At 56.1% G+C, this 24,018-nt stretch carries 20 protein-coding genes; 4 read left to right on the top strand and 16 right to left on the bottom strand.

Features of this window, described 5'->3' with window-relative positions; all coding sequences use genetic code 11:
* Positions 1–2: 2 nt before the first annotated feature.
* From ACR64Q_RS01155 to ACR64Q_RS01085, 15 genes are all read right to left on the bottom strand, one after another.
* Positions 3–905, bottom strand: coding sequence for a hypothetical protein (locus ACR64Q_RS01155; protein WP_313733317.1), 903 nt, complete (start codon positions 903–905; stop codon positions 3–5).
* A gap of 291 nt (positions 906–1,196) precedes the next feature.
* A complete protein-coding gene (locus ACR64Q_RS01150) occupies positions 1,197–3,623 on the bottom strand; it encodes a phage tail protein (protein ID WP_313733316.1) in 2,427 nt (808 codons plus the stop codon).
* A gap of 9 nt (positions 3,624–3,632) precedes the next feature.
* Complete coding sequence (locus tag ACR64Q_RS01145) at positions 3,633–5,804, bottom strand: putative baseplate assembly protein (RefSeq protein ID WP_313733315.1); 2,172 nt, start codon at positions 5,802–5,804, stop codon at positions 3,633–3,635.
* 19 nt (positions 5,805–5,823) lie between these two features.
* A complete protein-coding gene (locus tag ACR64Q_RS01140; RefSeq protein WP_026603190.1) occupies positions 5,824–6,219 on the bottom strand; it encodes a GPW/gp25 family protein in 396 nt (131 codons plus the stop codon).
* Positions 6,220–6,221: 2 nt separating this feature from the next.
* Positions 6,222–7,886 carry a hypothetical protein gene (locus tag ACR64Q_RS01135; protein WP_313733314.1) on the bottom strand — a complete coding sequence of 555 codons (1,665 nt, stop codon included), beginning with the start codon at positions 7,884–7,886 and terminating at the stop codon, positions 6,222–6,224.
* 6 nt (positions 7,887–7,892) lie between these two features.
* Positions 7,893–8,534, bottom strand: a complete 642-nt coding sequence (locus ACR64Q_RS01130; protein WP_313733313.1) for a phage baseplate assembly protein V — start codon at positions 8,532–8,534, stop codon at positions 7,893–7,895.
* Positions 8,531–9,577 (bottom strand): phage late control D family protein, encoded by a 1,047-nt coding sequence (locus ACR64Q_RS01125; protein ID WP_313733312.1) that lies wholly within the window; start codon positions 9,575–9,577, stop codon positions 8,531–8,533. The genes ACR64Q_RS01130 and ACR64Q_RS01125 overlap by 4 nt, the downstream gene beginning before the upstream one ends.
* A gap of 450 nt (positions 9,578–10,027) precedes the next feature.
* Positions 10,028–10,195, bottom strand: coding sequence for a hypothetical protein (locus ACR64Q_RS01120; RefSeq protein WP_313733311.1), 168 nt, complete (start codon positions 10,193–10,195; stop codon positions 10,028–10,030).
* 13 nt (positions 10,196–10,208) lie between these two features.
* On the bottom strand, positions 10,209–11,465 hold the full coding sequence (locus tag ACR64Q_RS01115) for a CIS tube protein (RefSeq protein WP_313733310.1): 1,257 nt from the start codon (positions 11,463–11,465) through the stop codon (positions 10,209–10,211).
* Positions 11,462–11,974 (bottom strand): phage tail protein, encoded by a 513-nt coding sequence (locus ACR64Q_RS01110; protein WP_313733309.1) that lies wholly within the window; start codon positions 11,972–11,974, stop codon positions 11,462–11,464. Before ACR64Q_RS01110 ends, ACR64Q_RS01115 begins: the two co-directional genes overlap by 4 nt.
* On the bottom strand, positions 11,967–13,469 hold the full coding sequence (locus ACR64Q_RS01105; RefSeq protein WP_313733308.1) for a hypothetical protein: 1,503 nt from the start codon (positions 13,467–13,469) through the stop codon (positions 11,967–11,969). Before ACR64Q_RS01105 ends, ACR64Q_RS01110 begins: the two co-directional genes overlap by 8 nt.
* A gap of 15 nt (positions 13,470–13,484) precedes the next feature.
* Positions 13,485–13,946: a phage tail protein gene (locus tag ACR64Q_RS01100; protein ID WP_020483515.1), complete on the bottom strand. Its 462-nt coding sequence runs from the start codon at positions 13,944–13,946 to the stop codon at positions 13,485–13,487.
* A gap of 21 nt (positions 13,947–13,967) precedes the next feature.
* Entirely contained in the window at positions 13,968–16,145 is a 2,178-nt protein-coding gene (locus ACR64Q_RS01095; protein ID WP_313733307.1) for a phage tail sheath family protein, read from the bottom strand.
* Between the two features lie 62 nt (positions 16,146–16,207).
* On the bottom strand, positions 16,208–16,987 hold the full coding sequence (locus tag ACR64Q_RS01090) for a hypothetical protein (protein WP_313733306.1): 780 nt from the start codon (positions 16,985–16,987) through the stop codon (positions 16,208–16,210).
* Positions 16,984–17,571, bottom strand: a complete 588-nt coding sequence (locus tag ACR64Q_RS01085; protein WP_313733305.1) for a Pvc16 family protein — start codon at positions 17,569–17,571, stop codon at positions 16,984–16,986. Before ACR64Q_RS01085 ends, ACR64Q_RS01090 begins: the two co-directional genes overlap by 4 nt.
* Before the next feature lie 329 nt (positions 17,572–17,900).
* Between ACR64Q_RS01085 and ACR64Q_RS01080 the strand changes: the two genes are divergently transcribed.
* From ACR64Q_RS01080 to ACR64Q_RS01065, 4 genes are all read left to right on the top strand, one after another.
* Positions 17,901–18,356 (top strand): sterol desaturase family protein, encoded by a 456-nt coding sequence (locus ACR64Q_RS01080; protein WP_313733304.1) that lies wholly within the window; start codon positions 17,901–17,903, stop codon positions 18,354–18,356.
* 228 nt (positions 18,357–18,584) lie between these two features.
* Positions 18,585–19,496: a phosphate/phosphite/phosphonate ABC transporter substrate-binding protein gene (locus ACR64Q_RS01075; protein ID WP_313733303.1), complete on the top strand. Its 912-nt coding sequence runs from the start codon at positions 18,585–18,587 to the stop codon at positions 19,494–19,496.
* 2 nt (positions 19,497–19,498) lie between these two features.
* Positions 19,499–22,246, top strand: a complete 2,748-nt coding sequence (locus ACR64Q_RS01070) for an EAL domain-containing protein (RefSeq protein ID WP_313733302.1) — start codon at positions 19,499–19,501, stop codon at positions 22,244–22,246.
* A gap of 239 nt (positions 22,247–22,485) precedes the next feature.
* Complete coding sequence (locus ACR64Q_RS01065; protein WP_026603176.1) at positions 22,486–22,782, top strand: hypothetical protein; 297 nt, start codon at positions 22,486–22,488, stop codon at positions 22,780–22,782.
* 42 nt (positions 22,783–22,824) lie between these two features.
* Here ACR64Q_RS01065 and ACR64Q_RS01060 read toward each other — a convergent pair whose 3' ends face one another.
* Positions 22,825–23,898, bottom strand: coding sequence for a transglycosylase SLT domain-containing protein (locus tag ACR64Q_RS01060; RefSeq protein ID WP_313733301.1), 1,074 nt, complete (start codon positions 23,896–23,898; stop codon positions 22,825–22,827).
* Between the last annotated feature and the right edge of the window lie 120 nt (positions 23,899–24,018).

The raw sequence follows: 24,018 nt of genomic DNA, 5'->3' as shown, positions 1-24,018 counted from the left end.
GATCAGGGCTGGCGCGCCAGCCAGGCCAATTGGCTGGCGGTGGCCAGGAACGGCCGCACCAAGTTGTTGATCGAGATTAATTGCGGGTTGACCAGAATGGCGTTGATGTCGGCGACGCTAATACTAATCCTGGCCAGCAGCAAGCGGGCGCCCTCCTCCAACTCGTCTTGCAGTTGTTGCGGATTCACGCCACTACTATCCAGTGCGTGCAGCAAACGGGCATGCAGCGCCAATTGCGCACCGGCTTCGACATTATCGTTTTGCACTTGCTGCAACAAGGCTTGTTCGGCGACCGACAACGCCGGCATCGCCGCCGGCAGCGCCTGATGGCAAGCCCAGGGCTGATAATCATCGTCTGCCGCCGGCGGCGGCAATTCCGGAATCAATTCCAGGCGCACGCTGTCGGCAGTACGACTGGGTTGCACCGCGTCGGTACTGAGATTCAGCTTGCGCGCCAGCACCGGCTGCATCGCCACCGGACAATCTTTTTGCCGCACACAGATTTTCAGCCAGAGCAGATTATCGGCGTCGCTGTAACCTTCGCGCAGATGACTTTCGGATTGCGCGGCCAGCCAGTCGCCGAGGTTGATGCAATAAGGCTCGTGGATCAGCACCTCTCGGCCCAGGCCGTCAATGCCGATGCCGGGACTGACCAGCAATCGCACCGTCAGATTGTCGGTGTTATTGGGATGCGTGGCCGGTGTCATGCTGACCACCATCCCAGCCAGCGTGCCGTAACCTTGCAGCCAGTATTGATGGCGAGTCAGTCGGCGGCGATGGTAGGCCTGCTCATCGCGAGTGGCTTCCAGACCCAGCATCATCCCGGCCTCGTAAGCCACTCGGCGCAAGGGTTCCGACAAACTGGCGTCCTGTTCCAGCGTGGTGAAATCGTCTAGGGTATCCATGCGGCCTCCGTGTGTGGTGCCCAATAGGAAATGCCAAAATCTCGGTATCCGGCAGCATAAATCCCCTCGCCCATCGGGAGAGGGCAGGGTGAGGGACTAAAAACAGTTGGATCACATTGATCGATCCCCCTCACCCCAACCCTCTCCCGCGAGGAGAGGGAGCTTCTCCCCCTGCCGCTGACAGAAACCGGAATCAGACAAGCCGGTTGCGCCGTGCCAGTCGAAGGACTCAGCCCAAACGGAAGCACTGTGATAAACAGGGCCTGGTTGTTAACCAACCCAGGAAAACCGCTAAGCCTGCGCATTAATGTCCTCCGGTGAAAATGCCGCCGGATTTTTCAAGATCCCCTCGCGGCCCAGATAAGTGTCGTCCAGCGTCACGCGGCGGAACGGCGGCGCGGTTTCTATAAAGGTATCCATGCCCAGCAGCGGCGCAATACCTAGCACGAAGGGGTGTTCGGTTTCGATGATCCGGTATTGCAAATGCGCCGGTAGCTGTTCCGTCAAAATGTCTTCCACAGCAGTTCGCAAACTCACCGCCCGCCCGTGTAACAGGATACTGACTTGATGCGCGTATTCCTCGAAAAACGCTTTGACCTGCGCCGCTTCGTCGGCGGTCGCCAGCTCCGGGGCGAACAAAGCCAGAAATTGCCGGGCATCGCTTTCCGACAGAATCAAGCTGTCACCGACGATGCTGTTACCGCTCATACCGGTCCCCAAGGTCAAGGGGTGATCGCCGTCGTCCATGTCTATGCCTAAAATCGTCGCCATGGTGCGCCGCAAGCGGAAATTCTCTAACACCACGATTTCGCCGCGCTGCACACCGCCGTCGCTGACGATGTCCAAAGCTAAATTTAACCCCGCCAACGTGCCTTTGTATTGTTGAATCAAGGTCAAGTCCCGCAGCCAGCGCCGCTGCCGGGCTTCCGGCCAATGGCTTGGCAGGCGGCCACCGACGGCCTCGGCCAACCAAGGCAGGTTAGCGACAGGCGTCGCCTCCGGAGCAAGCAATTGTTCACTCGCGGCAATCCGGCCTTCCAAGGGGGTCAACACGCCTTCAAAGGCTGCCAGCAAACGCTCTCGCACATCGGCACCATTGGCCGGACCGACGGCTTGCGCGGTGTCGTAACTGAGTTCCTGCCGGTAAAATTCCGGCAAATAGGCTTCCTGGTAGGAAAAACGCGGGTAATAGACTCTGATGGCATGCAATGCCGGACTTTGCCGGCCGTCGCCGCGCAAGGTCACTTGAATTTGTAGATAACGTCCGCGCAACTGCCGTACCGGCCCCGTCGGCTGTTGCAACAAAATTTCGAACAGACCGCTAGTACCTGCTTGCTGCCCGGCCAGGCTGGGCGCGAACGGCAATTCGGACGGCAACGGGTTCCATAACGGCGCGGGTTGCTCGATAGGCTTGGGCCGAACCGCCTGCCGGCTGGCAAATACCCGCACCGCAATCTGAATGTCGCAGCCGGGCGGAATGCAGGCGTCCAGATACAGTCGGTGCCATTGCGTATCGACTTGGCCGGAATCCAGCTCATGCAGTAAAGCCGTGCCTTCCAGAAAAAACTGCGGCCGGCGCAAGGCATGCAGTTCTCTTGGGCGCGGCACAATCTGAGGAAAATCCGCATCGACCTCGGCTTGATAACGCAACTGGCCATCGGCACTGCTGACAAAACGCGGCACGGCTTGCGACAACATTGGATAACGCTCGTACAGCAAGTGGGCCAGGCCGGTGTTGGTTTCGTTGTCCCAATGGAGGATCAACACCGGGCAATCGCGTTGCGTGAAATTCACATCATCCGCAGCGCGCGGCAGCAAAGCCGCCAGCCGGCCGCTGTCCGGCAAAGCCGAATCGGCAGCCAGAGCCAGATCGATAACGAAAGGCAATTCCGCAGGACAGGCGTAGGCTTTGAATGGCGCATCAGCCAATACCGACAAAGGCCGACTCAATATCGTCTGCGCCCCTGCACCGTCGTGGCACAAGATATAAAGCTGCTGCAAATCGCAACACAGGGCCAGGGCCTGCAAGCCCTCGGGTAAGGCTTGCTGCCAGATGCGGGTTAACGGATGCGGATTGGCCTGCTCGGGTTCGAAGCGCACCGGTTGCGGAGTGTACGGCAAGGGCAGTGGTTCACCGCTGCACAACATCAAACCGGAATTGCTGACTAGCCAGATTCGCTGCTCGGCGTCGACACATGCCCTTACCGGCATTTGCGACGCCGCGTCCTCACCTTCCGCATTGCCCCATGCACAGAAAGTTTGCCAACGCCGGGCCAGATGAAACAACAGCAAACCATGCTGATTATTGCCATCGCTGAACGGCAAGGCCAATCTGCCGTCGCCGGCTGGTTGCCCGAAGTCCGGCTTGCCGCTGCTCGCGACCGCCGCGAAAGCCATATCGGTAAAGAGGCCCTGAGGCGCGACGACATCCCGCAATTCATTGTCTTGCAAAGTCAGATAGCCGCGACCGCTATTGAATTCGACGCGAGCGCCGTCGGCACTCAAGCGACCAATCTGATTAAAACTGTCCAAGGCCAGCGGCACGCTGTTCTGCCAAGCCAACACGGCCGCCGCCGGATCGGAAGCGGGCAAACGCAAAACCTGGTTTTGTGCCAGCGTCAGAGCTTGCACACCGGTATTCCAGCTCAAATGGCTGGAGCCCTGCTCGAAGTCGGCCTGGCCTCTCAGTAAAAAATACGGGGTGTTGTTGACGTCCATTGCTCGCCCTCAACAAATATCCGGAATTACCGGTACAGCCACGCCCAGACTGTCGTCCGGGGTTTGGCCTTCCAACAAGCCGATGCCGTCAGGCAAGGCCGGTGCGCCGGAACCGCTGTCGGCGCGCACGCCCAGCAGCTCAGGCAACTGGTATTGAGTCAGGCTGACCGTCTCGTCGGCAGCTAGCCTCCGCCAGCCATTGCCGCCACGTTGAAACAAGCTCAAGGCATTCACGGCTTGCACTCCGGCCACCCGCGCAGCCTGGGTCAGCAATTCGTTGGCGCGCACCGCGCCGCCTAAAGGCCAACCTGCGCCGCGCGCGCCACCGGGCGCCAAGGGCCAAAGATATTCAAGCAAAGTCTGCTGCACATCGCGCAGGGTTTGTTGCTCGGTTTCGATGTCGCGTACCTGCACTTTTATGCTGACCGCAATCGGCACAAATTCCGGACTGAGAACATACAATTCGGTGCCGACCATGGTCCGCTGCAATAAGTAGGCAAACACGTCTTTCAACAAGCCCTGGTTGGGCTTGGGCGTGTGGCCCAACGCCGGTTCGGCCGGCGGCAGCACGAACACGCTGACCACGCCCGGCACGCTGTCGCGCGCCGCGCGGATGCTGGCGCCGGGCAGAAAACCGACTAATACTTCGGCGCGGGCTACCGGATTCAGCGGATTGGCCTCGGTGATGATTTTAAAATCCTGCTGGGTCACCGCCCGATTGCGATGGGTCAGAAATTGCGGGATGCGTTTTTCGGCTTGTTCGACCGTCTCCGCATCCAAACCACCTTGCAAGGACCATTCATGGCGAATTTTGTAGCGCGAGCTGCCGTTAACCACCTCTTTGATGGTGCCGGCGGGCAAATTGCCGGCGCTGCCGCCACCAAACAGATAAGCCGCGATACGAATCCGGCTACCCGACGGCGGCCGGCGTCCGGTCGTACCGTCACCAAAGTAGACATAGCCGGACTGCGGATTGAGCCGATACACTCTGGCATCTGCGGCTTGACCGGCCAGAAAGGCCACCTGTTGCCAACGCACCCAGGCGCCGTTTTCCTCGACATCCAATTGCAAGGTAGCCGCCTCGATATTCTGATCCGGCAATACCACCACCTGATCGGGCTGACCAGTGCCCATGCCGACCAGCAAATCCTGCTGCAAACCTTGAGCAAGCACATCGACGGCGTTCAGCGCCAGATAACCCAGTTGCAAATTGGGATGTTCCGGACAACGCAAGCGCAACCAAAACGCCACCCGACCGGCTTCGACCTGATCGGCCAATTCCGGTGGCCGGTCGCCGACACCGCTAAACATCGGATCGGCGGGCACGAAAGCCTGGAACAGCGCCGGATTTTTCGGTAAGCGTAAGCGCACCACGCCGGTCTGCCGACCGCCTTTGGAGCTGTCGGCCAGCATGTCCAAGGGTAAATAAATCGTTTCGCCGGCCTCGCCGGTGGATACCAGCTCCCAGATCAATTGGCGCGGATTCAACTCTTTGACCGCTTCACCGTCCAAATTGTCGGCGGGCGCGATACCGATATTAAAAGCCATGCCGGCCAGATGGCTGCGCAGCAAGCCAATCTGGCCTTCCAGTTGGCGGGGGGCAATGCAGGCCAGGTAAAAGCTGCGATCCAGACTGCCGGTCAGATCCAGTACTTCCTTAACCGGCTCGAAGCGGCGCGGTTGAAACGGCTCGGGCCGTTGGCCGTTGCGCAAACCGTACTGCTCCTGCAAGTCCTGCAAAGTCAAACCCAGCGCGGCCAGATCGGCAGCCTCCAGCTTTTGTTTAATCAACACCTGCAAGCTCAGGCAAGTGGGTTGCAATTCGCCGACCGCCGTCAAAATCTGTTTGCCGGCCCGCAGCTGGCTGCCATCCGCCAACAATGCCGCCGGCAACACGCTGGTCGGCCCGGCGTCAACGCTGACGATACCTTTGGCCGGCCGAGCGGCGCGCACCGGAATTTGCAGCAGATTCAAGAATACCCGGCGCTGGCGCTCGGGGATTAAATTGGCACGATACAAAATGGTTTCGGTTAGCCAGGCGAACAAATCGACGAAGCTATTCAGCGGGTCGCCGGGGGCGATCTGCGTCAGTTCCGGCAAATGGTTAGCCAGCCGCGCCTTGGCCTCGGCAACCAGGTCGTCGAAGCGTCTGTCGTCTAAATTCGGTACCGGTAATGGCATAGCGGCCTCTCTTGCAGCCTCAAGCCGGCAGGCTCAGGTTTAGCGTGAATCCCAGTTCCGCCGGACGCTGACTGTTACGCAGCCGGTAGCGGATATTGATATGTACATCGGCGACGCTGGCCGGACTGGCCTGCACTTGCACTTCGTCGATTTCCACTCTAGGTTCCCAGGTCTCCAGCGATTTGCGCACCACACCCGCAATCAAATGCCGGGTGGTTTCGTTATTGGGTTGATGCACGAAGTTTAATAAACCGGCACCGAAGTTTGGCCGTTGCAAACGCTCGCCGGGCCGGGTCAGTAAAATATTCAGCATCACTTCGCGGATGCTCTGATCGTCGCGGGTCCAGCTCAGCCGCCCGTCGGAATCGATATTCCCCAGGGGCCAACTCAAAATTTCCGGTACCGGCGTACGCATCTTCAATCTCCTTTGATTTTTGGAAACGGCAGGCAAATGCGCACCCACGGCAGCCAGAAAAACACGATGTTCAGCAGCGAGATCATGATCATCAACAAGATCATCGCCACCAGCGTAATCACCGGCAAGCTGAACGAACAAATCCATTGAATGCCAAAATCCGGGCCGGCAGTGTCCTTTACGGTGTCTTCGCTGGCGCCTTTGTTCAATTTCAGCTTGTTCATCAAATCGAAGGTATCGGCCGGCGTAATCATCGCCGCGCCCTTGGCCAGACCGCGGCGCAGATCGGCTAGCGACGGCATCTGGATCAAGGCCGGTCGGCTGGCATCCGGATCGAAGGGCGCGGCGACGCGGAACTGAATACTGCGGGTGTCGGCATTGGCCCATTGAATCTGTTCTTGCCCCTGATCGTTTTTGGCGCGGACGAAGGCCACCACCTGATAGACATCGCCGGAATTTTGCGCGAACTTGGGCAGAGGGATTTCCTTGACCTTGCTCAGAGCCTGATCGCTGAGGCGTTGGCCCAACAGCACGCGGATTTCCTGAGCATCGGCGGCCATCAGCAACAATGTCAGATTCAAGTTGCCGACACCATTGGCATTCGGCAAGGCCGGTAATGCCCCTAATTTGTCCAAGCCGCCGACCACATCGATCACTTGTTCTTGCAGAATTAGCCAACGCACCAGCGGGTTATCGCCGCCCAAAGCAAAGCAGGCTTGCAGATAGCTGTAAAAGCTTTGTTGCCGATACGGCGCGAACAAGCCCTGGCTGGTTTCGGTGTAGGCTTGGCCTTGCAAACCCACCGGCAGTTTGGCTTCGTCGTAGAGCCACAGTTGCTGCGCTTTATTTTCCAGCACGGCATTCTCGGCAATGCCGGCTTCGCCGAGGTGATAGCGGTTGACCAGCATTCTAAGCAGTTCAAAAAAGCCTTTGCTGGGCAGGCCTTGCGCCAACGGCTTGCTGTGTTCGTTTAGCCAGGTTTGATTCAGCGGTTGCCGATAACCGAACGGCCAGGGCAACATCGCCGCCGCGATGCTGGCGGTTTGCGCTTGATCGGCGCTATCAAACGCCTGGCTGACATCGCGCAGATAATAAAAACCGCCGAGCGGCAAATAACCGAACAACAGCGTATGAGTTTTACGGTTGGCATCGCTGGTTTTTAACACATGCAAGGGATGCACTTCCTCGCCGCTATAGGCCGCCTGATCATCGCGTTTGTGCAGCACGCCGTTGGCGCACAACCGGCGGTGCAAATCAGGGTCACGCAGCTCGCTGGGTGCGTCCTGCCAACCCAAAGCTTCGCCGTCTTCCAGCATCCAGGCCTGCTCGCGGCCGCCGCTCAGTCGGCGAATCACGAAGCCGGCCGAGCTGATTTTTTGCGGATCCAGCGCCGGTTCGCCAAACCGGTCGCAAACCACTTCGCAGCTGACGATGTGAAAGGCCCGATGCAACGGTAACCGCAGCACCGGCTGCTGGCCGTGGCGGCTGTGACGTTCTTCCTGCTGCCAGGCGTTGAACTGCGGCAGATCGAACTGGCGGCGCTGCATGTCCTGCTTGAAACGATTAATAAACTCCGCATCCAGATAACGATGCAAGCCGCATTGCCCGCCCTCCTGATAAAACGGCGGTTTTAATTTAATCGGATGCAGGGCTTGTTCGATTTTCATAATCCCTTACCAAATATTGCCGGCGCCCGGCGTGTAGGAACTGCCCACCACCGAGGTAGCGATCACGGTGTCGGCTTGCACCACGCCGCTGAACTTGGACATGCTGGCATTCACCGTCACCATGCTGGCGTTAATGGTGACTGTGCTGGCATCGACCGTGACGCTGCCGCTGCTGCGCACCGCAATACCGCTGCTGTTGAGCGTAACGCTCTGGTCGGCGCGCTCGATAACGATTTCCCCGCCGCCGGCTTCGTCTATCGAAATCTTGTAACCGGAGCGGGTACGCAATTCCACTTTTGGGCCGTTGCCGTCGTCGAAATCCAACACCGTTTCCTGCGGGGTGCGGATCACATAATGATCTTCCTGCGGATCGGCCTCGGCCGGCACGCTGCTGCTACCGGCCCAAACACTGCCCAGCACCAGCGGCATTTCCGGGGTGATAAAAGCCAGTACCACGATTTCTTCCAGGCGCGGCACGAAACTGGCACCGTAACCCTGGCCGGCTGACGGTGCGACGACGCCGGCCCAAACTTCCATCTGCGTCGCCAGCAAGCGTACCTTGATGCGGCCACGGCTATCCGGGTCGGCGTTGTCGGTGACTTGGCCGAGTTGCAAACTGTGCAGATTACCCAAGGCGTGACTGTTCATGACTGCCACCCGCCTTTATTGACTTTAAGGTGAGTTTCGAAGCCGCTGTTGTTGTCGAAGCGATGCACGCAATGCACAATCTGGTAACGGCCTTTCAGGCGCGGCGACACGCCGTCCAATTCCACTTCCCGGCCTGGTTTTAGGGTCGCCTCGCCTTGGCAGACGATCTCGCCTTGAATAAAGCGTTTGGCTTGGCGTTTGAACGCGGCCTTGGCATAAGCCTCGGCTTCGCTGCTGGTACCGGGAAACGGCTGCGGGACAATTTCCGGGCCGGGCCAGCTCAGGTTACCTAAAGCCGCCGCCGCACTTGTACCGCTGGCTGCCGGAGTCATTGCGTCGGCGGTAAAATCCACTGATTCAGCACTAGCCAGGTTATAGCCGTTGACCTGACTGCTGAGCGGTTGATGATTCAAATCGGCGATCAAGCGTACTTTCAGGGCACTGTCCTGGGCGCTGAGCTCGATCGGATTAGGATCGGATTCTTCGGCCTTGGCGCGCAGACGATTGCCGTCCAGGCGCACCGCAATATCGAAGCGATTGCCGATCCGCATTAAAAACGCCAAATCGCTTTCGTTGAGTTGGTGCCAAGTGGCGGTGATGGCGGACAGCGCGGCATCGGCTTGCAGGCCAGCCTCGCCGGCGACGGCTTGCACTAAATCGTCAGGACTTTGATCTTCAAAGCTGCGGTTATGCCGACTGCGCGCCAATCTGTGCAGTCTATCTTGCAGCAGCAGCGCGATGTTGGGCGCGCCTTCGCCGTAGCTTTCCTCTATCGCGGTAATCTCACCGCTGAACAGCTGTTGCGGGGTGTCGCTGCCCATTTCGATCTCGACGCCGGCACCCAAGGCTATGTCGTTCAAGGCAAAGTCAGGATCTTGCCCACCCTCCGGCCTACCCCAATTGGACAGCTGCAATTCGGCATGCGCGCAGCCGTGCAAGGGCAGATTGACTTGCATCGCCAGCAAGGCCTGCTGCAGGTCATCGCGTTGTTCGCCGTCGATCTTGATCGTTGGGCGGGAGCTGGTGAAGGCGGTTTCGGGCATAGTGTTGTTTATTGTTATTGAGTCGCTATCGCGACGGTTTTTCTAATGTCGGTTCTCGGACCGACAACCGAGTAACTTTTCTTTGCTTGGCCAAAGAAAAGTCACCAAAAGAAAGGCCACCCGGATGCCGCTTATTCCCTGCGCTCCTCGCTTTTGAACGGGGTTGCCGAAAGGGGCTTCCTGCCCCTTCGACAACGCGCCGCATCCATGCGGCGCCCCTGCGGGCTGCTCACTCGGTACGTCCCTGTACCTCGCCCTCACGGGTGCTGCGCATGCAAATCGACTATCCTGCCGATTTGTCCGTTCAAAAGTTCCGGTGCTCGGCACGGCATACGGGAAGAAACCGCTTCCGCAACTTAAAGTCTCCTAAAACCCTTTTACAAATCCCCTCTCCCTCCGGGAGAGGGCTAGGGTGAGGGGATTAAAATCTATGTTCTCAACTTTCTCCTCTCAATCAATCCTCAACCGCTCCTGCCGCTGCCTGATCAATTCCAACATTTGCGTCAATTCGAGTTCCGCGGGCGACAACGGCGTCTGCTGGGCAGCCGGTTGTTGCTCGGTGGGCTCGGTGACGCCGTCTTGCACCTCCAATATCACTTCGTCTATCAATATCGGCATTTGTAATTCCCACTCAATCGAAACCAACGCCACTATCGGCGACGGCTTTTAATAAATTGCTTACTGATACGCCACTGCTTTTGCGAGCCGCCGTAGCTGAACCAGCTTGGTTAGCTGCGGCTGTTGATAAGGGTCTCCCACCGGTCGCCGCAGTTACCGCCTGTCCATTTTGCATGCCGCCAATCCCGGTTTGCGCAGTGTCGACTCTTAGCGGCACACTGCCTGTCTGAATGTTGGCTGCATTCAAGCTGCCCTTTTTTCCAGCCGGGTTGAACGCACCTTCAATGCCGGTACCTAGGCTGGCGGAATTGCCGAATTTAAACGCCGGACTTGCCGGCGGTACCACTTGTGGCGCAGCTTTTGCCCCGCCGGCACTATTGGTCGAACCGGCGACAGCGCCGCCACCGACACTGACTGAGGCAGTCAGGCTTGCCGAAACATTGGCGCTGATACCACCACTGATATTGACGCCAGCACTTAAGCCAAAACCCATCCCACCGCTAATGCCCACCGAAGCACTCAAGCTCAGGCTAGGCACCGCCACCACCGATAGAGACGGCATTCTCGGTGACTCTATGCCGTTAAACAGCGAAGTATCCCGCCAGTTACCGGCACCTTCGCCGCTACCGCCGGGCACCGGTGCGGCATTCTGTCCGGAACCGCCTTGCGGGCCGGCGCCGGTCGAACTCAGGCTGGGCGTGTTGCGGGCGGCTTGTTCGACTGCGCGGTTGCGGAACTGGTAGCGGTCTTCACTGAGCTTTAAGGACACGGTGGCGCGTAGCGGCCGGCCTTCCGGCGAGAAGAAATCCAGGGTTTCGTCAAAGCTCTGTACCAGGCCCAAAAACTCAAACGCCCCCCATTGAAATAAACAGCGCTTAGGCGCCTTCATTTTTTTGCCGTCTTCTACCGGCTTAATAAAGGTATCGGCAATTTTTTTGGTCTCCAGCCGCACGTCCGAGCCCTGCTCGATGGCTTTCTTGGAGCTGCTGTTGCTGCCGGCACTGCTGGCGGTCTGCCCGCCGCCCTCTCCGCCGCCGGGCGCTTCGATATAGGTGGTGTCGAAAATCAACTCGATGGTCAGATTGGACGAGCTCTTGTCGACGAACTGTGCGGCGCGGCTGTTGCCGTTGCGGGCGTTTTCTTTCAACGTGTTCGCCAGACTGACTTTTAGGCTGGACGGATTGAATTGCACGTCGATGGCGTTATCCAGATCAGGACTGTCGTTGTCGCCGTTGACCGGGATCAGTTTGCCGCGTTCGATGGCTATCATGCCGCCCCCCTGCCTTGCGTGCTGGTTGGAGCCGGCCTTTGCAATTCCAGGCCTTGGTGCACCAGATGCAGTTCTTCGATGGCTACCTGGCTCGCGGTGGCGGACAAATCCGGGCCTTTGAATTTAGTGGGCAACACCCCGCTAAGTTTCCAGACCAACACCGCGTTATCGGTGACGTTGCCGCCGCTGACGCTGGGATTGCCGAACACGATAATCTCGCCGCTCAGCCGGTAACCGTAGTTGGCCTGGCTAGTGGTAATGTCGAACCAGGACCATAAATCGTTGATGTCGGTGACGCCGCGTTTCAAAATAATCGGCGCGAACTTGGTCGGCCCGGAGCGGTGATGCTCGCCCCAATTGTGGCCGCCCTCATTGATGACCTTAGGTTCCATCGTCGCTTCGAAGCCGGTCACTTCGCTGAAATAGCCGCTGCACAACAGGCTGCTCTGGTCGCTGTTGTACAGATTGACCTTGAAGCGAAAGGCGACGAATTCGCTGACTTCAGCCATCGACCACCTCCGAACGCCATTCGCCGTTCAGATTGGCGAAGGTCAGAAATAGCTTGTCTATCGGAACCGCCGGCGCCAGCATGATCTCGTATAGCATCGCCCCTTCCTGCGGGGTCGATTCGTGGATCGAAAATGCTTGCTCGGCGGACGCGCCACGCAACGCACCTTGGCTGTATAAGCGCCGGAAAAACTGTTCCAGCAGTAAACGCGGGCGCGGATCGCGGTAATCCAGATTGAAGATCAATTGCTCCCCCAAGGCCTGCAATTGCCGGCGCAAAAAACCCAGGAAACGCATCACTTCTGCGGAACGAAAGCCGTCGTATCGCTGGCTGTCGAACGGATAATCGGCGACCGGCAACGCCGGCACCACCAGGCGCTCGTCGTCGAGACTGAGTTGCGCGCCGCCGCTAAACGAGTTGCGATAGTTGAGCACGCTGATGCCGGGCTTATCGCGTAACAACAGGGTTTGAGCGATGGACAAGCGCGGATACGGCAAAGCGTCAGTGTTTAAGGGCCTGGCCGCCATCGAGCGCCAAGGGCCGTCGCGGCGCGCCGCTGCCGCCTGCTGGCCGGCGATCAAACCAACCGGGCTATGCAAGGCAAAGCGCGGCCCGCGTAAGTATGGAAACAAAAACTGCACATACCTTAGCGCTTGCGCCGCATCCCGATTTTCTTGATACCCGGCCAGTGCGCTCAAAGCCGCCGGGTCGAGTACCGGGCTATCCAGTTCGCCGGAGTAGGACAGCGGCAAGGTGAACAGACATTGCAAATCCGGCCGATGACTGCTGATGAATTGCAGCATGCCGCGCAACACCTGCGGCAATTGCCAAGGCGGCGGCATATCGCTTAACTCGCTGCTGTAACGACGTTCGCGGTGATCGTCATCGGAATTTTGCGTGCACGGCAGAAACTGCGGATCGTTGTTTTCCAGACGTACCCTGGGAATATCCGGCAGGCGCGGTGGTATTTGCAGGCGTTCCAAATCGGGAAAACCGACTACGCCCAAGGCCGGAATCACCAATACACAGGCCAGGCCTTGGAGAGTAGTAATATCGTGCAATTGCGTGTTGGCAGCGGGCAGAAAACCGGCTTGTCCCGCGCTTTCCGGTATCCGCACCACCCAAAGTTTTTCGCCGCCGTTGGCGAAAAAATCGTCTACCGCCAGCCCCAGCCAGGCTTTTTTACCGGCTAACAGGCTGACGTATGCGGTCTCGGCATCCCGCGCATCCGGAAAAATGTCGTGAAACTCGGCGCTGGACTGCAAGGGTACCGGCAGATGGTAAAGCTCGCTGACGGCACCGGGGCGCAACAAGGCATCGACCGCCAAGCCGTATCCGACCGCACGCATATCAGCCAGCGCCGCCGGCAGTTGCAACAGACGCTCAAGCCTGACCCGGCCCGGACAATGACCGAGCATGGCCGCCTCCAGCGCCGCGATCCGGCGTTCGACCGGCCGTGGCGTCAAGGCAATGCGCGCTCCCGCTAGCAATTCCATCCGCTGTCGCTCCTGCTAGCTTTGGATTATGGTTTCTACAGAGAGCACCAGCTCTTCCATAGCCACGTCACTGCCTCCCTTGGCGGTTAACGTCGGCCCAGTCCATTTGATCGGCATGGCCCTGACCAGTTTCCAGGTGACTACAGCACTGGCGCTGGTGGGATCTTCGTTTTTAAGCTTGATCACCACGTCGCGCTTGGCGGTCACATCGCCGCCGCGAATTTGCTCCAGCCAGTTATAAATGTTTTCCGCGCCGATCACGCCGCGCTTCAGCGTCACATCGCCGGCTTTGTTGATGGCCGGAATCTTCCGCACATAGTTCACTGCTTCGTTGCCGTTACGATATTCCGCAACCGTCACCTCGGCATTCAGCCCGGACACTTCAGAAAAGCCGCCCTGCACTTCGCCTTCACTGCCGTCGCCCAGGTTGACCAGATAATTGAACACCCCATAGGGCGTTTCGCGATATGTAGCCATGGTTTATCTCCAGTCTAGGGTTCAGGCGTCGGCGGTTTTTTGGCCGATGCGGAAAATCACAAATTCGGCCGGTTTCAATGCCGCCACGCCGATTTCGCAGACCAAGCGGCCATTGTCCAGATCGTTTTGAGTCATGGTACTGCGGTCGCAGCGCACGAAATAAGCAGTTTTGGCGCTACCCAAAAGCCGGCCGTTGACCCACTCGTTGTACAAAAAGCTTTCCACGGTCTGGCGAATGTTGTCCCATAGCCGCTCGCCGTTGGGCTCGAACACCGCCCATTGCGTGGATTTGTCGATGGAACGCTCCAAGTACAAGAAGTAGCGGCGGACGTTGACATATTTCCATTCCGGATCGCTGGACAAGGTCCGACCACCCCAAACCCGATGCCCGCGCCCCGGAAACGAGCGCAGACAGTTGATACCGTTGGGATTCAGCAATTCCTGCTGGAAGCGGTTGATTTCCTGGGCAAAACGCAAGGCGCCGATGACCGGTTCGTTGGCCGGCGGTTTATGTACGCCGCGCTGCACATCGGTGTTGGCATAGACGCCGGCGACGAAGCCGGATGGCGGCACGTTGATAGTACTGAGCAGGCCGCGCGGATCGGCGATGACCACCCAGGGGTAGTACAGCGCCAGCCGCGAATCGTCAAAGTTGGAACGGAACTCGCGTACTTCCGAGAGCGCCATGCCATCGCGGCTATCGACGATGCCGACCCGGTAGCGCATTTTCAGACAGTGTTTTTGTACCTCGGCGACGATGGCTTGATGGTTGGCTGCATCGGCTGCGGCGGCCGGGGTCATTACGATGGACACATCTTCGATATTTTCCAAGGCCACAAAACCGCTACTGCCGTTGACCTCGTCCTCCACGCCGCCATAATGCACGGCTCCCGGCACGTTGCCATCGCTGCCGCCGGACAGGTTTATCAAATAGCGCGGGCCTTGGACCGACATGGGACCTGGATTTAAGCCATTCGTTTCGAATAAGCTGTACAAGGCTGCCACCACATCAGCACCGCTAATACCGGCGCTGAGCGTGCAACTGACCGGACTGGTCAATTGGTCGTAACGCTTGTCCGGAGTGACGGGCAATATTGCGCTGAGACTGTTTTTCGCATCGGGGGCGCTGGAAATATCGCCATAACTGTAAATCACCGGGCCGTCGCGGCCGCCGGCATGCACGGCAATATCGAAATTGCGCTGCACCACTACCGCCCTTACCGTATTCGGTGCAGCGGCCAAAGCCGCCAGCGGCAGGGTAATGTCGGCATTGACGCCCACATTCAAACCGCCGCCGTCCACCACAAATTCGCTGCCGGCGGCATTCAACGTGCCGCGCAGCGCGGTCAGGGTGCCCCAATGCGCCGCGCCGGTATACACCGACAAGTTGGTTTCCGCGCTAAGAGTTAACACCGCCGACGTACCATTAGCCAAGGACCCGCTGCTGGGGTTTTTCGCAAACACCCGGGTATAGCTCACCGCAACGCCGGGACCGTTCACCAAGCCGGCCGCCATCAACACCCCCTGACTGCCGTCGGCCTGGCCGTTCGGCCGCAGGGCCGTGCCGCCAGCCACAACATCGTCGGCGGTATCCAGTTCGCAGCGATTATTGACGATGACGAAACGATCGCCTTCCCGGCGCACCAGGGCGCGAACGTTCAACGGGAAGCGTTCGTCCGGAAATTGCGCGGCGATGCCTGCCGAGCGCACCGCATTGGTTAAGCCGGTAGCATTCAGAAACACCACTTCGCCTTCGGCTGGCGCCGAAGTGGCCTCGGTTTTTAACAGATTTTCGCTATCGCGCCAGAGCAATTCCAGCGTGAAATCACCCATCGTTCCCGGAAAGCGGCTACTGAAACTCAGCACGTTTGCCACAGACCGCGTCGATATACCGGGCGCGTTTTGCGGAAAATTGCCGACCCGCGACACATAGAGTTGTTTACCGCCGCCGTCGAAAAAGGCTTTCGCGGCAATGGCGGTATGATTAAGAACCGCTGCGCCGGCCAGAGTGAGATCTTGGATATCGCCGTAGATGCGGGTGAATTCGCCAAAGCTAGTCACTACCTCGGGATTACCCCGCAACGGCCCGAAACGCGTGGGACCGACCACCGCCGTGACGCTGGTCCCCACCCCTTCGATCGATTTGGCGCGAAAGCTAACTTCTTCTACAAACACACCCGGTGCAAGATATTCAGGCATGCTCCCCTCCTTAATTTTTATGTGGACCAGCGTTTAAAGGACGAACTCAACTCATGGATGACTCAATTGGGTTGAACGGCAAGGTGATCCCGATTAAAGGACCGGATTAATCCAATTTCGCCGGGCACCACGGCCAGAGTAAGCTCGGCGGCAAAACTGTTGTCGGCATTTAACGCCCCTAGCGTCATCGCTACCAGATCGTCCGGATCGATAGCTTCTGTGGCATTGGCGGCAACAAGAGCCCGGATACGTAGTGTGGCGGCATAGTCGGCCACCCCTTGCGGTAAGGGCGGTAGCCGGTGCATCGCGATGATGAAATCGCCATTGGCGTCGGCTTGCGCGCGGCAAATCAAATCGCCGCCGACGCCTAGGTTGACCGTCAGCGTCAGCAAGGCCCAGACGACCGGAGCATTGCTGCCGATGAACCGCAGCGTGCCGCGCAAACCGCCGCCGCGGCCGAGCTCGGTACCGAAAGGTGTTGGATAAAGCACTACGCTGTGCCCGGCCGCGTTACCGGCTTGAATTTCGAAACGGCGCGGGACATAGCGGCGTTGACTGTCGGCTACCGAGCCGACGATAGCGTAAGCCGCTTCAACCGGATGCAATTTGTCGGCCTCACTGGGAGCCCCATCTACCGTCTTGCCGGCCGAACGCCGCCACAACGCAGTTTTGCCTGGCGTGTGTAAAAATTGCAGATCGGCGGGATGGGTGTCGAGTTGCAAAACAATGACTTCGCTCAGCCGCCGCATATCGGCCTCCTGTGCGGCGCTGCTGCCGTCCAGCCAATAGATCACGTCGCTGGCGTAGAGGATATTGGTTTCCAGCACTTTGACGGCTTTCATACCGTGCCTCCTGGAAATATCCGCGTCGAAACCGGCGGCCCTTCCGTGCGCGGCCGCTGCAAGCGCAAGCGCACGGTGCGTGCCACATAGGGTACGGTACTGGTATAAGGCGATTTGAAGACATCCCAGATGCGCATCAAGTCTTCGGTAGTCATCTCGTCCGGGGCGATATTCAGCACTTCGGCCTGGCCCCATTCGTCGTCGATGTCTTGAATATACGAAATGTCGAGCTGACATTGGTTGGCGAGTTCGACCATCGCCCAGCTCAGTAAGTCGGCTTCGATGGTGGCGCTGGCGGCGTTGGCGATTAACAGGAAATGCAGATTGACTGGCAGCTCGGCCTGCGGAGCGCTTTGATCGCTGCCGCGCTGCGCAAAGGAGCGCTGCCGGCCGTGCGGATCGATGGTAATTCGGTGCAGGTAGATACCCAGCAGGTTGCCGGTGAGGATATTGGCGATGTCGGCGCTACCCAACAGTTTTGCTTGGGCATTGGTGGGCTCGCTGCTCAGCTCGGCAGGTAATCTGCTGGTCAAGAACGATTCCAACGCCAGAAGCGCGCCGGTCACTCCCCGGTACGAAGCCATTTCTCCTCCCCTACTTGAGCGGTAGCATAGCCTAGTACATAGGTCTACTGTACGCAAGTCGATTTTGTGAGGCAATCCGCCAACAAAAACCGAAAAAAGCCATGCACAGCAAACTAAGCGGCTAAATTCCGTGCCTCAATCGAATAATGGTATTAATTTTTAGCAGAGTTTTTGAAAACTGCCGGGGCAGAATTGATTAAAATCCGATTAAAAACGGGGACAACTTGCCGCTGAGCAAAGCTTGCGATTAAAACAACTATGCCGGATACGGTAAACCGGGCGAAGATAAACGCCTTGCCATCCATCGCACAAACACATCCATGCTCTCAATGACGCTGCAACTCATATTAGCCCTGCTGTACGCCAATCTGGGCGAATGGCTGATGCATAAATTCATCTTGCATCGCTTAGGTAAACAGCCGGGCAGCATCTGGGCCTACCATTGGTATGAGCACCACGCGATATGCGCCAAACACCATATGCTGGACCCCGGCTATCGCCAACTGGACTTTTCGACCTGGAATGCACAAACCAAGGAATTGGCGGTGTTGGCCGCGATTGTATTGGCGCATCTGCCCTTACTTTGGTACTGGCCGGCTTTCGTGATGGGTTTATACGGCTCGTTGACGCTTTATTACCATCGGCATCGCAAGGCTCATCTCGATCCAGAGTGGGCTAAACAGCATTTACCCTGGCACTACCAACATCATACCCAGCCCGGCTCCGGCAACTGGTGCGTCACCTGGCCGGGGTTTGATTATCTGTTGGGAACTCGCAATAAATGATTTGCGCACATCCAATTGAAAAAATTTCCTCTCCAGGAAATTCGGAATTTAAAGCTTGCATCTATGATTGATTGGCAAGCAGCCAATAATAAATAGTAAATTGAAAGAAGAATTCGTCATTTGATTGCCGGCTATCAGGCAAATGGCTGTCATAGCAAGCTATGGCATATGGGAAATTCTCTAGCCCTTATTTTTTACCCAGTATCAAGATCAAATACGTATACAGATATGAATGTTTTGCTGACACTTGTAGGCCTATTTATCATTTTTCAATTGACGGCTTGTGAGCAACAAATTCCCGAGGACACCCCCCTGCAATATTCCAGCAGCCCTTTGGAGCCGAACGCGCCAATCTATCGCTTTGCCATTCATCCCCTGCATAACCCTGAAAAGCTTAGCGAGACCTATCAGCCTCTTATAGATCATCTCAATAGCCAATTGCAGGGCGTGCGATTGGAGCTGGAAGCCTCCCGCGATTACCAAGCCTATGAGCAAAAATTCCGTGAACGTAGCCCCGCATTTTTGCTGCCCAATCCCTGGCAAACCCTCCAGGCACAGAAGGTTGGATACCACGTCATAGCAATGGCAGGCAGCGCAGAAGACTTCAAAGGTATATTTATCGTTCGGCGGGACAGCAGGATTGAAAAACCTAGCGATTTAAAAGGCAAGGTTGTGAGCTATCCTTCACCCTCCGCATTGGCGGCCGCCATCATGCCGCAATATTTTCTTTATGCACATGGCATCGATGTTAATCGAGACATTCAGAATATTTACGTTGGTTCGCAGGAATCATCGATAATGAATGTCTATCTGGGTAACTCTGCAGCGGGCGCCACATGGCCGCCACCCTGGCGATCATTTCAAAAAGACCATCCAACAGAAGCAGCACAACTCAAGTTAATCTGGGAAACCCCATCGCTGATTAATAATTCGGTGATGGTGCGGGATGATGTGCCGGAAAGCGTTCGCGAATCCGTAAGAAAATCACTGCTTGATTTGGTTCAGTCGCCGGAGGGAAAAATCATCCTTTCAGACATGGGCACTGCCAGATTCCAGGCCGCCGACGATGCCAGCTACGCGGTTGTGGCTGACTATATCAAGCGCTTTGAGAAAGACGTGCGCCCGGTGGAGCTTCAATAAAGATGGGTAAATTGAAAAATCTATTATTTGGCAACCTCCGCAAGCAATTGATAGTTGGCATGACGATCACGGTTTCCACGATGATGTCTCTATTCGTCTGGGATACGACTAGACGCCAAGAGAAACTCGAGTTGGCGCACAATTACGAACAAGGTAGCGCCCTTGCCAACAGTTTGGCAACATCCTCGGCGGTATGGGTGATGTCCCGCGATTTTAGTGGCCTGCAAGAAATCGTCCTGGGCGCCTCAAAGTATCCCAATTTAACTTACGTTATCGTGCTTGACCTGTCGGGCCATATATTAGCCCACAATGACCCCAGCAAGATCGGCCTATATCTGAACGACCTGCCTCAGGGTATTGCTGAGCCTGTTTTGAAACGGACCGCAAGATCGCTTGACGTCATCACCCCCATCATACTGGGCCAAAAGCATGTGGGCTGGGTCCGGATCGGTTTAAATCTTGAGTCTTTCACCGCCCAATTAGCCACTATAAAACAAAGTGCCTTCAGTTATGTGCTGGCAGCCACCGGCTTGAGTGTGTTGTTAGTCGCACTGACTAGCCGTATTCTGACCCGTCGACTTTATGCCATCCAAAAAGTAGCTGACGCCGTGCAGACCGGAAGTGCCGATATGCGCGTGGCACTTTCCGGCACTGATGAAGCCGCTAGACTGGCCAAACAGTTTAACGTCATGTTGGACAGCTTGAATGAGCGAGAACAACAACTTCGATCCTTTTACGAATTAAACCTGGTGGGCTTGACGATTACCTCACCCGACCAAGGCTGGATTCGCGTCAATAATTGTTTGTGTCGCATGCTGGAGTATTCGGAACAAGAATTGCGAGGCATGAATTGGGCGCAGTTAACCCATCCAGAAGACTTGGCTGCCGATTTAGAACAATTCAACAGAGTACTAGCGAATGAAATTGATGGCTATAGCTTAGAAAAACGCTTTATAAGCAGGACGGGCAAAATCATACCCACAAAATTGGTAGCGGGATGTGTTCGCAAACCCAATCAAGAAGTGGATTATTTAACGGCTATGGTTGAAGACATTACTGATCGTAAAAACGCAGAGCGGGAGATTGGCATCGCTGCCACCATCTTCGATTCGCAGCAATGCATGCTGGTTTCGGACGCCAATGAATTGATCTTACGAGTAAATTCCGCCTTTACACGAATCACGGGCTACAGCCAAGAAGAGGTCATCGGCCAAAATCCTCGCCTACTTAAATCAGGCAGGCACGATGCAAGTTTCTACGATGCCATGTGGAAATCCATCAATACTCAGGGCATGTGGGAAGGTGAAATATGGAACAGGCGAAAAGATGGGAACGTTTTTCCTGAATACCTTAACATTACGGCAGTGAAAGACAGCAAAGGCACGGTGACCAATTACGTGGCTACTTTCACCGACATCACCCAGATTAAAGCTGCAGAAACCGAGATCAGAAACCTAGCGTTTTACGATCCACTCACAAGCCTGCCCAATCGTCGCCTGCTCTCCGACCGGCTCAAACAGGCCGTCAATTCTAGTATGCGCAACGGAAAAACCGCTTCCTTGCTGTTTCTGGATCTCGATAATTTCAAAACCTTGAATGATACCTTGGGTCACGACATTGGCGACCTGTTACTTGAACAGGTGGCAACGCGCCTTACGAGCTGCGTTCGAGAATGCGACACCGTTGCCCGTTTAGGCGGGGATGAGTTCGTTGTCATGCTTGAAGATCTGAGCGAACATGCCATGGAAGCGGCCGAAAAAACTGAATTTATTGCCAATAAGATCCTGGCAGCACTCAATGAGCCGTACCAGTTGGGCCAACATCCCTACAGGAATACTCCTAGTATTGGTATCGTCCTTTTCAATGGGCGAGAGCAACAATCGAATGACGAACTGTTGAAACAAGCAGACATCGCCATGTATCAAGCCAAAAAGTCCGGGCGCAACGGCATCTGCTTCTTCGACCCACAAATGCAGGACAATATTTCCGCCCGTGCCGTCCTAGAGTCGGAAGTGCGCAATGCGCTCGAGGATAAGCAATTCACGCTTTTTTATCAGGCTCAAATCGATCATTTAGGGAATATTAATGGTGCCGAAGCCTTGATTCGCTGGCAGCATCCGAAGCGTGGCTTGCTACTCCCCAATGAATTTATTTCACTGGCAGAAGAGACGGGTCTGATTCTGCCCATCGGCCAATGGATCTTTGAAACGTCATGTAAGTTAATCAATGCATGGCAGGCAAACGAGATAACCAAGCATCTAGTTCTGTCCATCAATGTCAGCGCCAAACAATTTCAGCAAACTAACTTTGTAGCCAAAGTGGAGGCAGCAGTGCAACGTCATGCAATTGCGCCTGGTCGGCTAAAACTGGAATTGACCGAAAGTATGTTACTGGGTGATATAGAAGACACCATCAAAAAAATGACAGCATTGAATGCCCTAGGAGTTTACTTCTCATTGGATGACTTTGGCACCGGCTACTCATCGCTGCAATATCTGAAACGTTTACCGCTGCATCAACTCAAGATCGATAAATCCTTTGTACGCGACATTGCTACAGACGCCAGTGATCAGGCAATTGTGCGCACTATCATTGCCATGGCTCGCACGCTAAATCTGAACGTAATCGGCGAAGGCGTGGAAACCGAGGAACAAAAACAGTTTCTGATCGACAACGGCTGCACACACTTTCAAGGCTATTTATTTAGCAAGCCGTTACCACTTGAACAGTTCGAAATGCTTTTGAACTGAAAAGTCAGCATTACCCGGGGATTGCCGGTTATGCGTTGTGGCCAGCCAGAGGTTGAAGCCTATTAGGTCCAGTCCAGACGATAAATATCTTGCAGCTGATCAACGCCACGCACCTCAGCACTCGCCGCCTTCATCCATGTTTTGACATCACTTCTTTCATCAGCGGTTTTATTAAGTTTAATTTAAGGGCTTGAGGTGATAGTGATCGCCATCCCAAACTGAAAGCCGGAGAAATAATCGTGAGACAAGCCACACCATCGGACGCAAATAATGCCCTTACTCAAGTTAAGTACGCGATAAAGGATTTGATCCACTCGGATTATGACGATAACGAAGACGATGTGATTTACACCGCCAATAAATTGAATGCTGTACTACGTATGGTGCATGACAACCATCAGACCTGGAACGATGAAGCCATTCAGGAATTCGTACTGCGCCAACATGATCCGCTGAGACATATCCCGGTTAAATCGGAAAAGCTCCATCATATGGTTCGCCATATTCAACAAGACATCATCGTTAAATTTTCCTGACTGTAAGGGGTGGCCACTAGAGGCTGACACTTGGCAGTAGTCTTACAAACCCGGGATCCCCATCTGCTGAATCCGCATGGCGTTATCGCCTTCTTCATACGCCAGCAGTTTGCCGTCATGCTGATAAAGCTTGAAAGCCAGGGCATAGGACAATACCCGAATCGGATAATCGCGCGGCAAGGTTTGTAAGTAAGGCTGCATCGTCACAAAGTCGGTGGCGCCATACTGCTGCATGATGAAACGCAAACCGCCGTTGCGCGGCCCGATGTTGTAAGCCAGTAAACCTAAAAACAAATCGCCGTTCATTTCTTGTAAATAATGTTTAAAGGTGGCGGCGGCGACAAACGCATTGTGCCTGGGATCGTTGACTTGCACTTCCGCCACATCCAGTTCATCGGCTGCCTCACGGGTTATGGCTTTGGGCACGGCGGTAATCTGAAACAAGCCTTTGCCGCCATCAAAACTGTCGCGCGGCATAAACGACGATTCGGTCGCGGCGATGCCTTGCAACAAATTGACATCGACATCGAATGCCTTGGCGGCCTCGACTATCGCCGGATTGAAGGCATCGGCGCGCAGCATCATTTTTTGTAAGCCGCCGACACCGTGGCGGCGATACGCGGCGTACACTTGATGGGCCAGGGTGACTTTTTCGGCTTCCTGCTTGCCGCCGACCAAGGTGCGAAAATGCGTGAAGACTTGGGTGTAGCCGCCGTGCATCACAAACCAACCGGTCGAAGCGGCCAGACCGACTGCCAATGCGGCAGGCAAATAATCGAACCTGCCATGCAACCAAGCACGCAAGCGCGACCAGGCCAGCAATAGCGCAGCCGCTGCCAACATCAAGATCACCACGCCAATCGCGAACGGCAGCAAACTGGTAAAAAAACCGGGACCGGATAACCAACTGGCCGAGTAGCCCAGCAAAAACATTGTCGCCAACACAGCAGCAATCATCAGTGCCAAGCCTTCCAAAACGATCAGCCACCAATTTGGTTTGCGCAAGGGCTTGGTTTTGCGGCGCGGCTTGCCTGGCTTGCGCCCGGAACCCGCTTTTGCTCGGCTAGGCGGGACAGCTTTGACCGGTGTTTTGGCGATAGGAATTGGCCGACTCATCAAGAACAGTGAAACATGGTTGGAAATAATCCGGAAAACCTCAGACAGGCAACAGCGAAACATCCGCCGCAAAGACTCGCGCTAGCGTTTAGCGACACAAAAGGTATATTCCTCTCGAAC

The sequence above is a fragment of the Methylomonas sp. 2F7 genome, from assembly GCF_057126975.1.
Note: the sequence above shows the minus strand (reverse complement) of the source record. Positions and strands in the feature narration are given on the sequence as shown.

What these genes read in the sequence shown, in the direction of transcription:
- ACR64Q_RS01070 (WP_313733302.1), top strand. Translation starts at nt 19,499, where the DNA reads ATGGGTAAATTGAAAAATCTATTATTTGGCAACCTCCGCAAGCAATTG.
- ACR64Q_RS01110 (WP_313733309.1), bottom strand. Translation starts at nt 11,974, where the DNA reads ATGGCTGAAGTCAGCGAATTCGTCGCCTTTCGCTTCAAGGTCAATCTG.
- ACR64Q_RS01100 (WP_020483515.1), bottom strand. Translation starts at nt 13,946, where the DNA reads ATGGCTACATATCGCGAAACGCCCTATGGGGTGTTCAATTATCTGGTC.
- ACR64Q_RS01150 (WP_313733316.1), bottom strand. Translation starts at nt 3,623, where the DNA reads ATGGACGTCAACAACACCCCGTATTTTTTACTGAGAGGCCAGGCCGAC.
- ACR64Q_RS01140 (WP_026603190.1), bottom strand. Translation starts at nt 6,219, where the DNA reads ATGCGTACGCCGGTACCGGAAATTTTGAGTTGGCCCCTGGGGAATATC.
- ACR64Q_RS01135 (WP_313733314.1), bottom strand. Translation starts at nt 7,886, where the DNA reads ATGAAAATCGAACAAGCCCTGCATCCGATTAAATTAAAACCGCCGTTT.
- ACR64Q_RS01090 (WP_313733306.1), bottom strand. Translation starts at nt 16,987, where the DNA reads ATGAAAGCCGTCAAAGTGCTGGAAACCAATATCCTCTACGCCAGCGAC.
- ACR64Q_RS01115 (WP_313733310.1), bottom strand. Translation starts at nt 11,465, where the DNA reads ATGATAGCCATCGAACGCGGCAAACTGATCCCGGTCAACGGCGACAAC.
- ACR64Q_RS01120 (WP_313733311.1), bottom strand. Translation starts at nt 10,195, where the DNA reads ATGCCGATATTGATAGACGAAGTGATATTGGAGGTGCAAGACGGCGTC.
- ACR64Q_RS01145 (WP_313733315.1), bottom strand. Translation starts at nt 5,804, where the DNA reads ATGCCATTACCGGTACCGAATTTAGACGACAGACGCTTCGACGACCTG.
- ACR64Q_RS01130 (WP_313733313.1), bottom strand. Translation starts at nt 8,534, where the DNA reads ATGAACAGTCACGCCTTGGGTAATCTGCACAGTTTGCAACTCGGCCAA.
- ACR64Q_RS01125 (WP_313733312.1), bottom strand. Translation starts at nt 9,577, where the DNA reads ATGCCCGAAACCGCCTTCACCAGCTCCCGCCCAACGATCAAGATCGAC.
- ACR64Q_RS01075 (WP_313733303.1), top strand. Translation starts at nt 18,585, where the DNA reads ATGAATGTTTTGCTGACACTTGTAGGCCTATTTATCATTTTTCAATTG.
- ACR64Q_RS01085 (WP_313733305.1), bottom strand. Translation starts at nt 17,571, where the DNA reads ATGGCTTCGTACCGGGGAGTGACCGGCGCGCTTCTGGCGTTGGAATCG.
- ACR64Q_RS01105 (WP_313733308.1), bottom strand. Translation starts at nt 13,469, where the DNA reads ATGGAATTGCTAGCGGGAGCGCGCATTGCCTTGACGCCACGGCCGGTC.
- ACR64Q_RS01095 (WP_313733307.1), bottom strand. Translation starts at nt 16,145, where the DNA reads ATGCCTGAATATCTTGCACCGGGTGTGTTTGTAGAAGAAGTTAGCTTT.
- ACR64Q_RS01080 (WP_313733304.1), top strand. Translation starts at nt 17,901, where the DNA reads ATGACGCTGCAACTCATATTAGCCCTGCTGTACGCCAATCTGGGCGAA.
- ACR64Q_RS01155 (WP_313733317.1), bottom strand. Translation starts at nt 905, where the DNA reads ATGGATACCCTAGACGATTTCACCACGCTGGAACAGGACGCCAGTTTG.
- ACR64Q_RS01060 (WP_313733301.1), bottom strand. Translation starts at nt 23,898, where the DNA reads ATGAGTCGGCCAATTCCTATCGCCAAAACACCGGTCAAAGCTGTCCCG.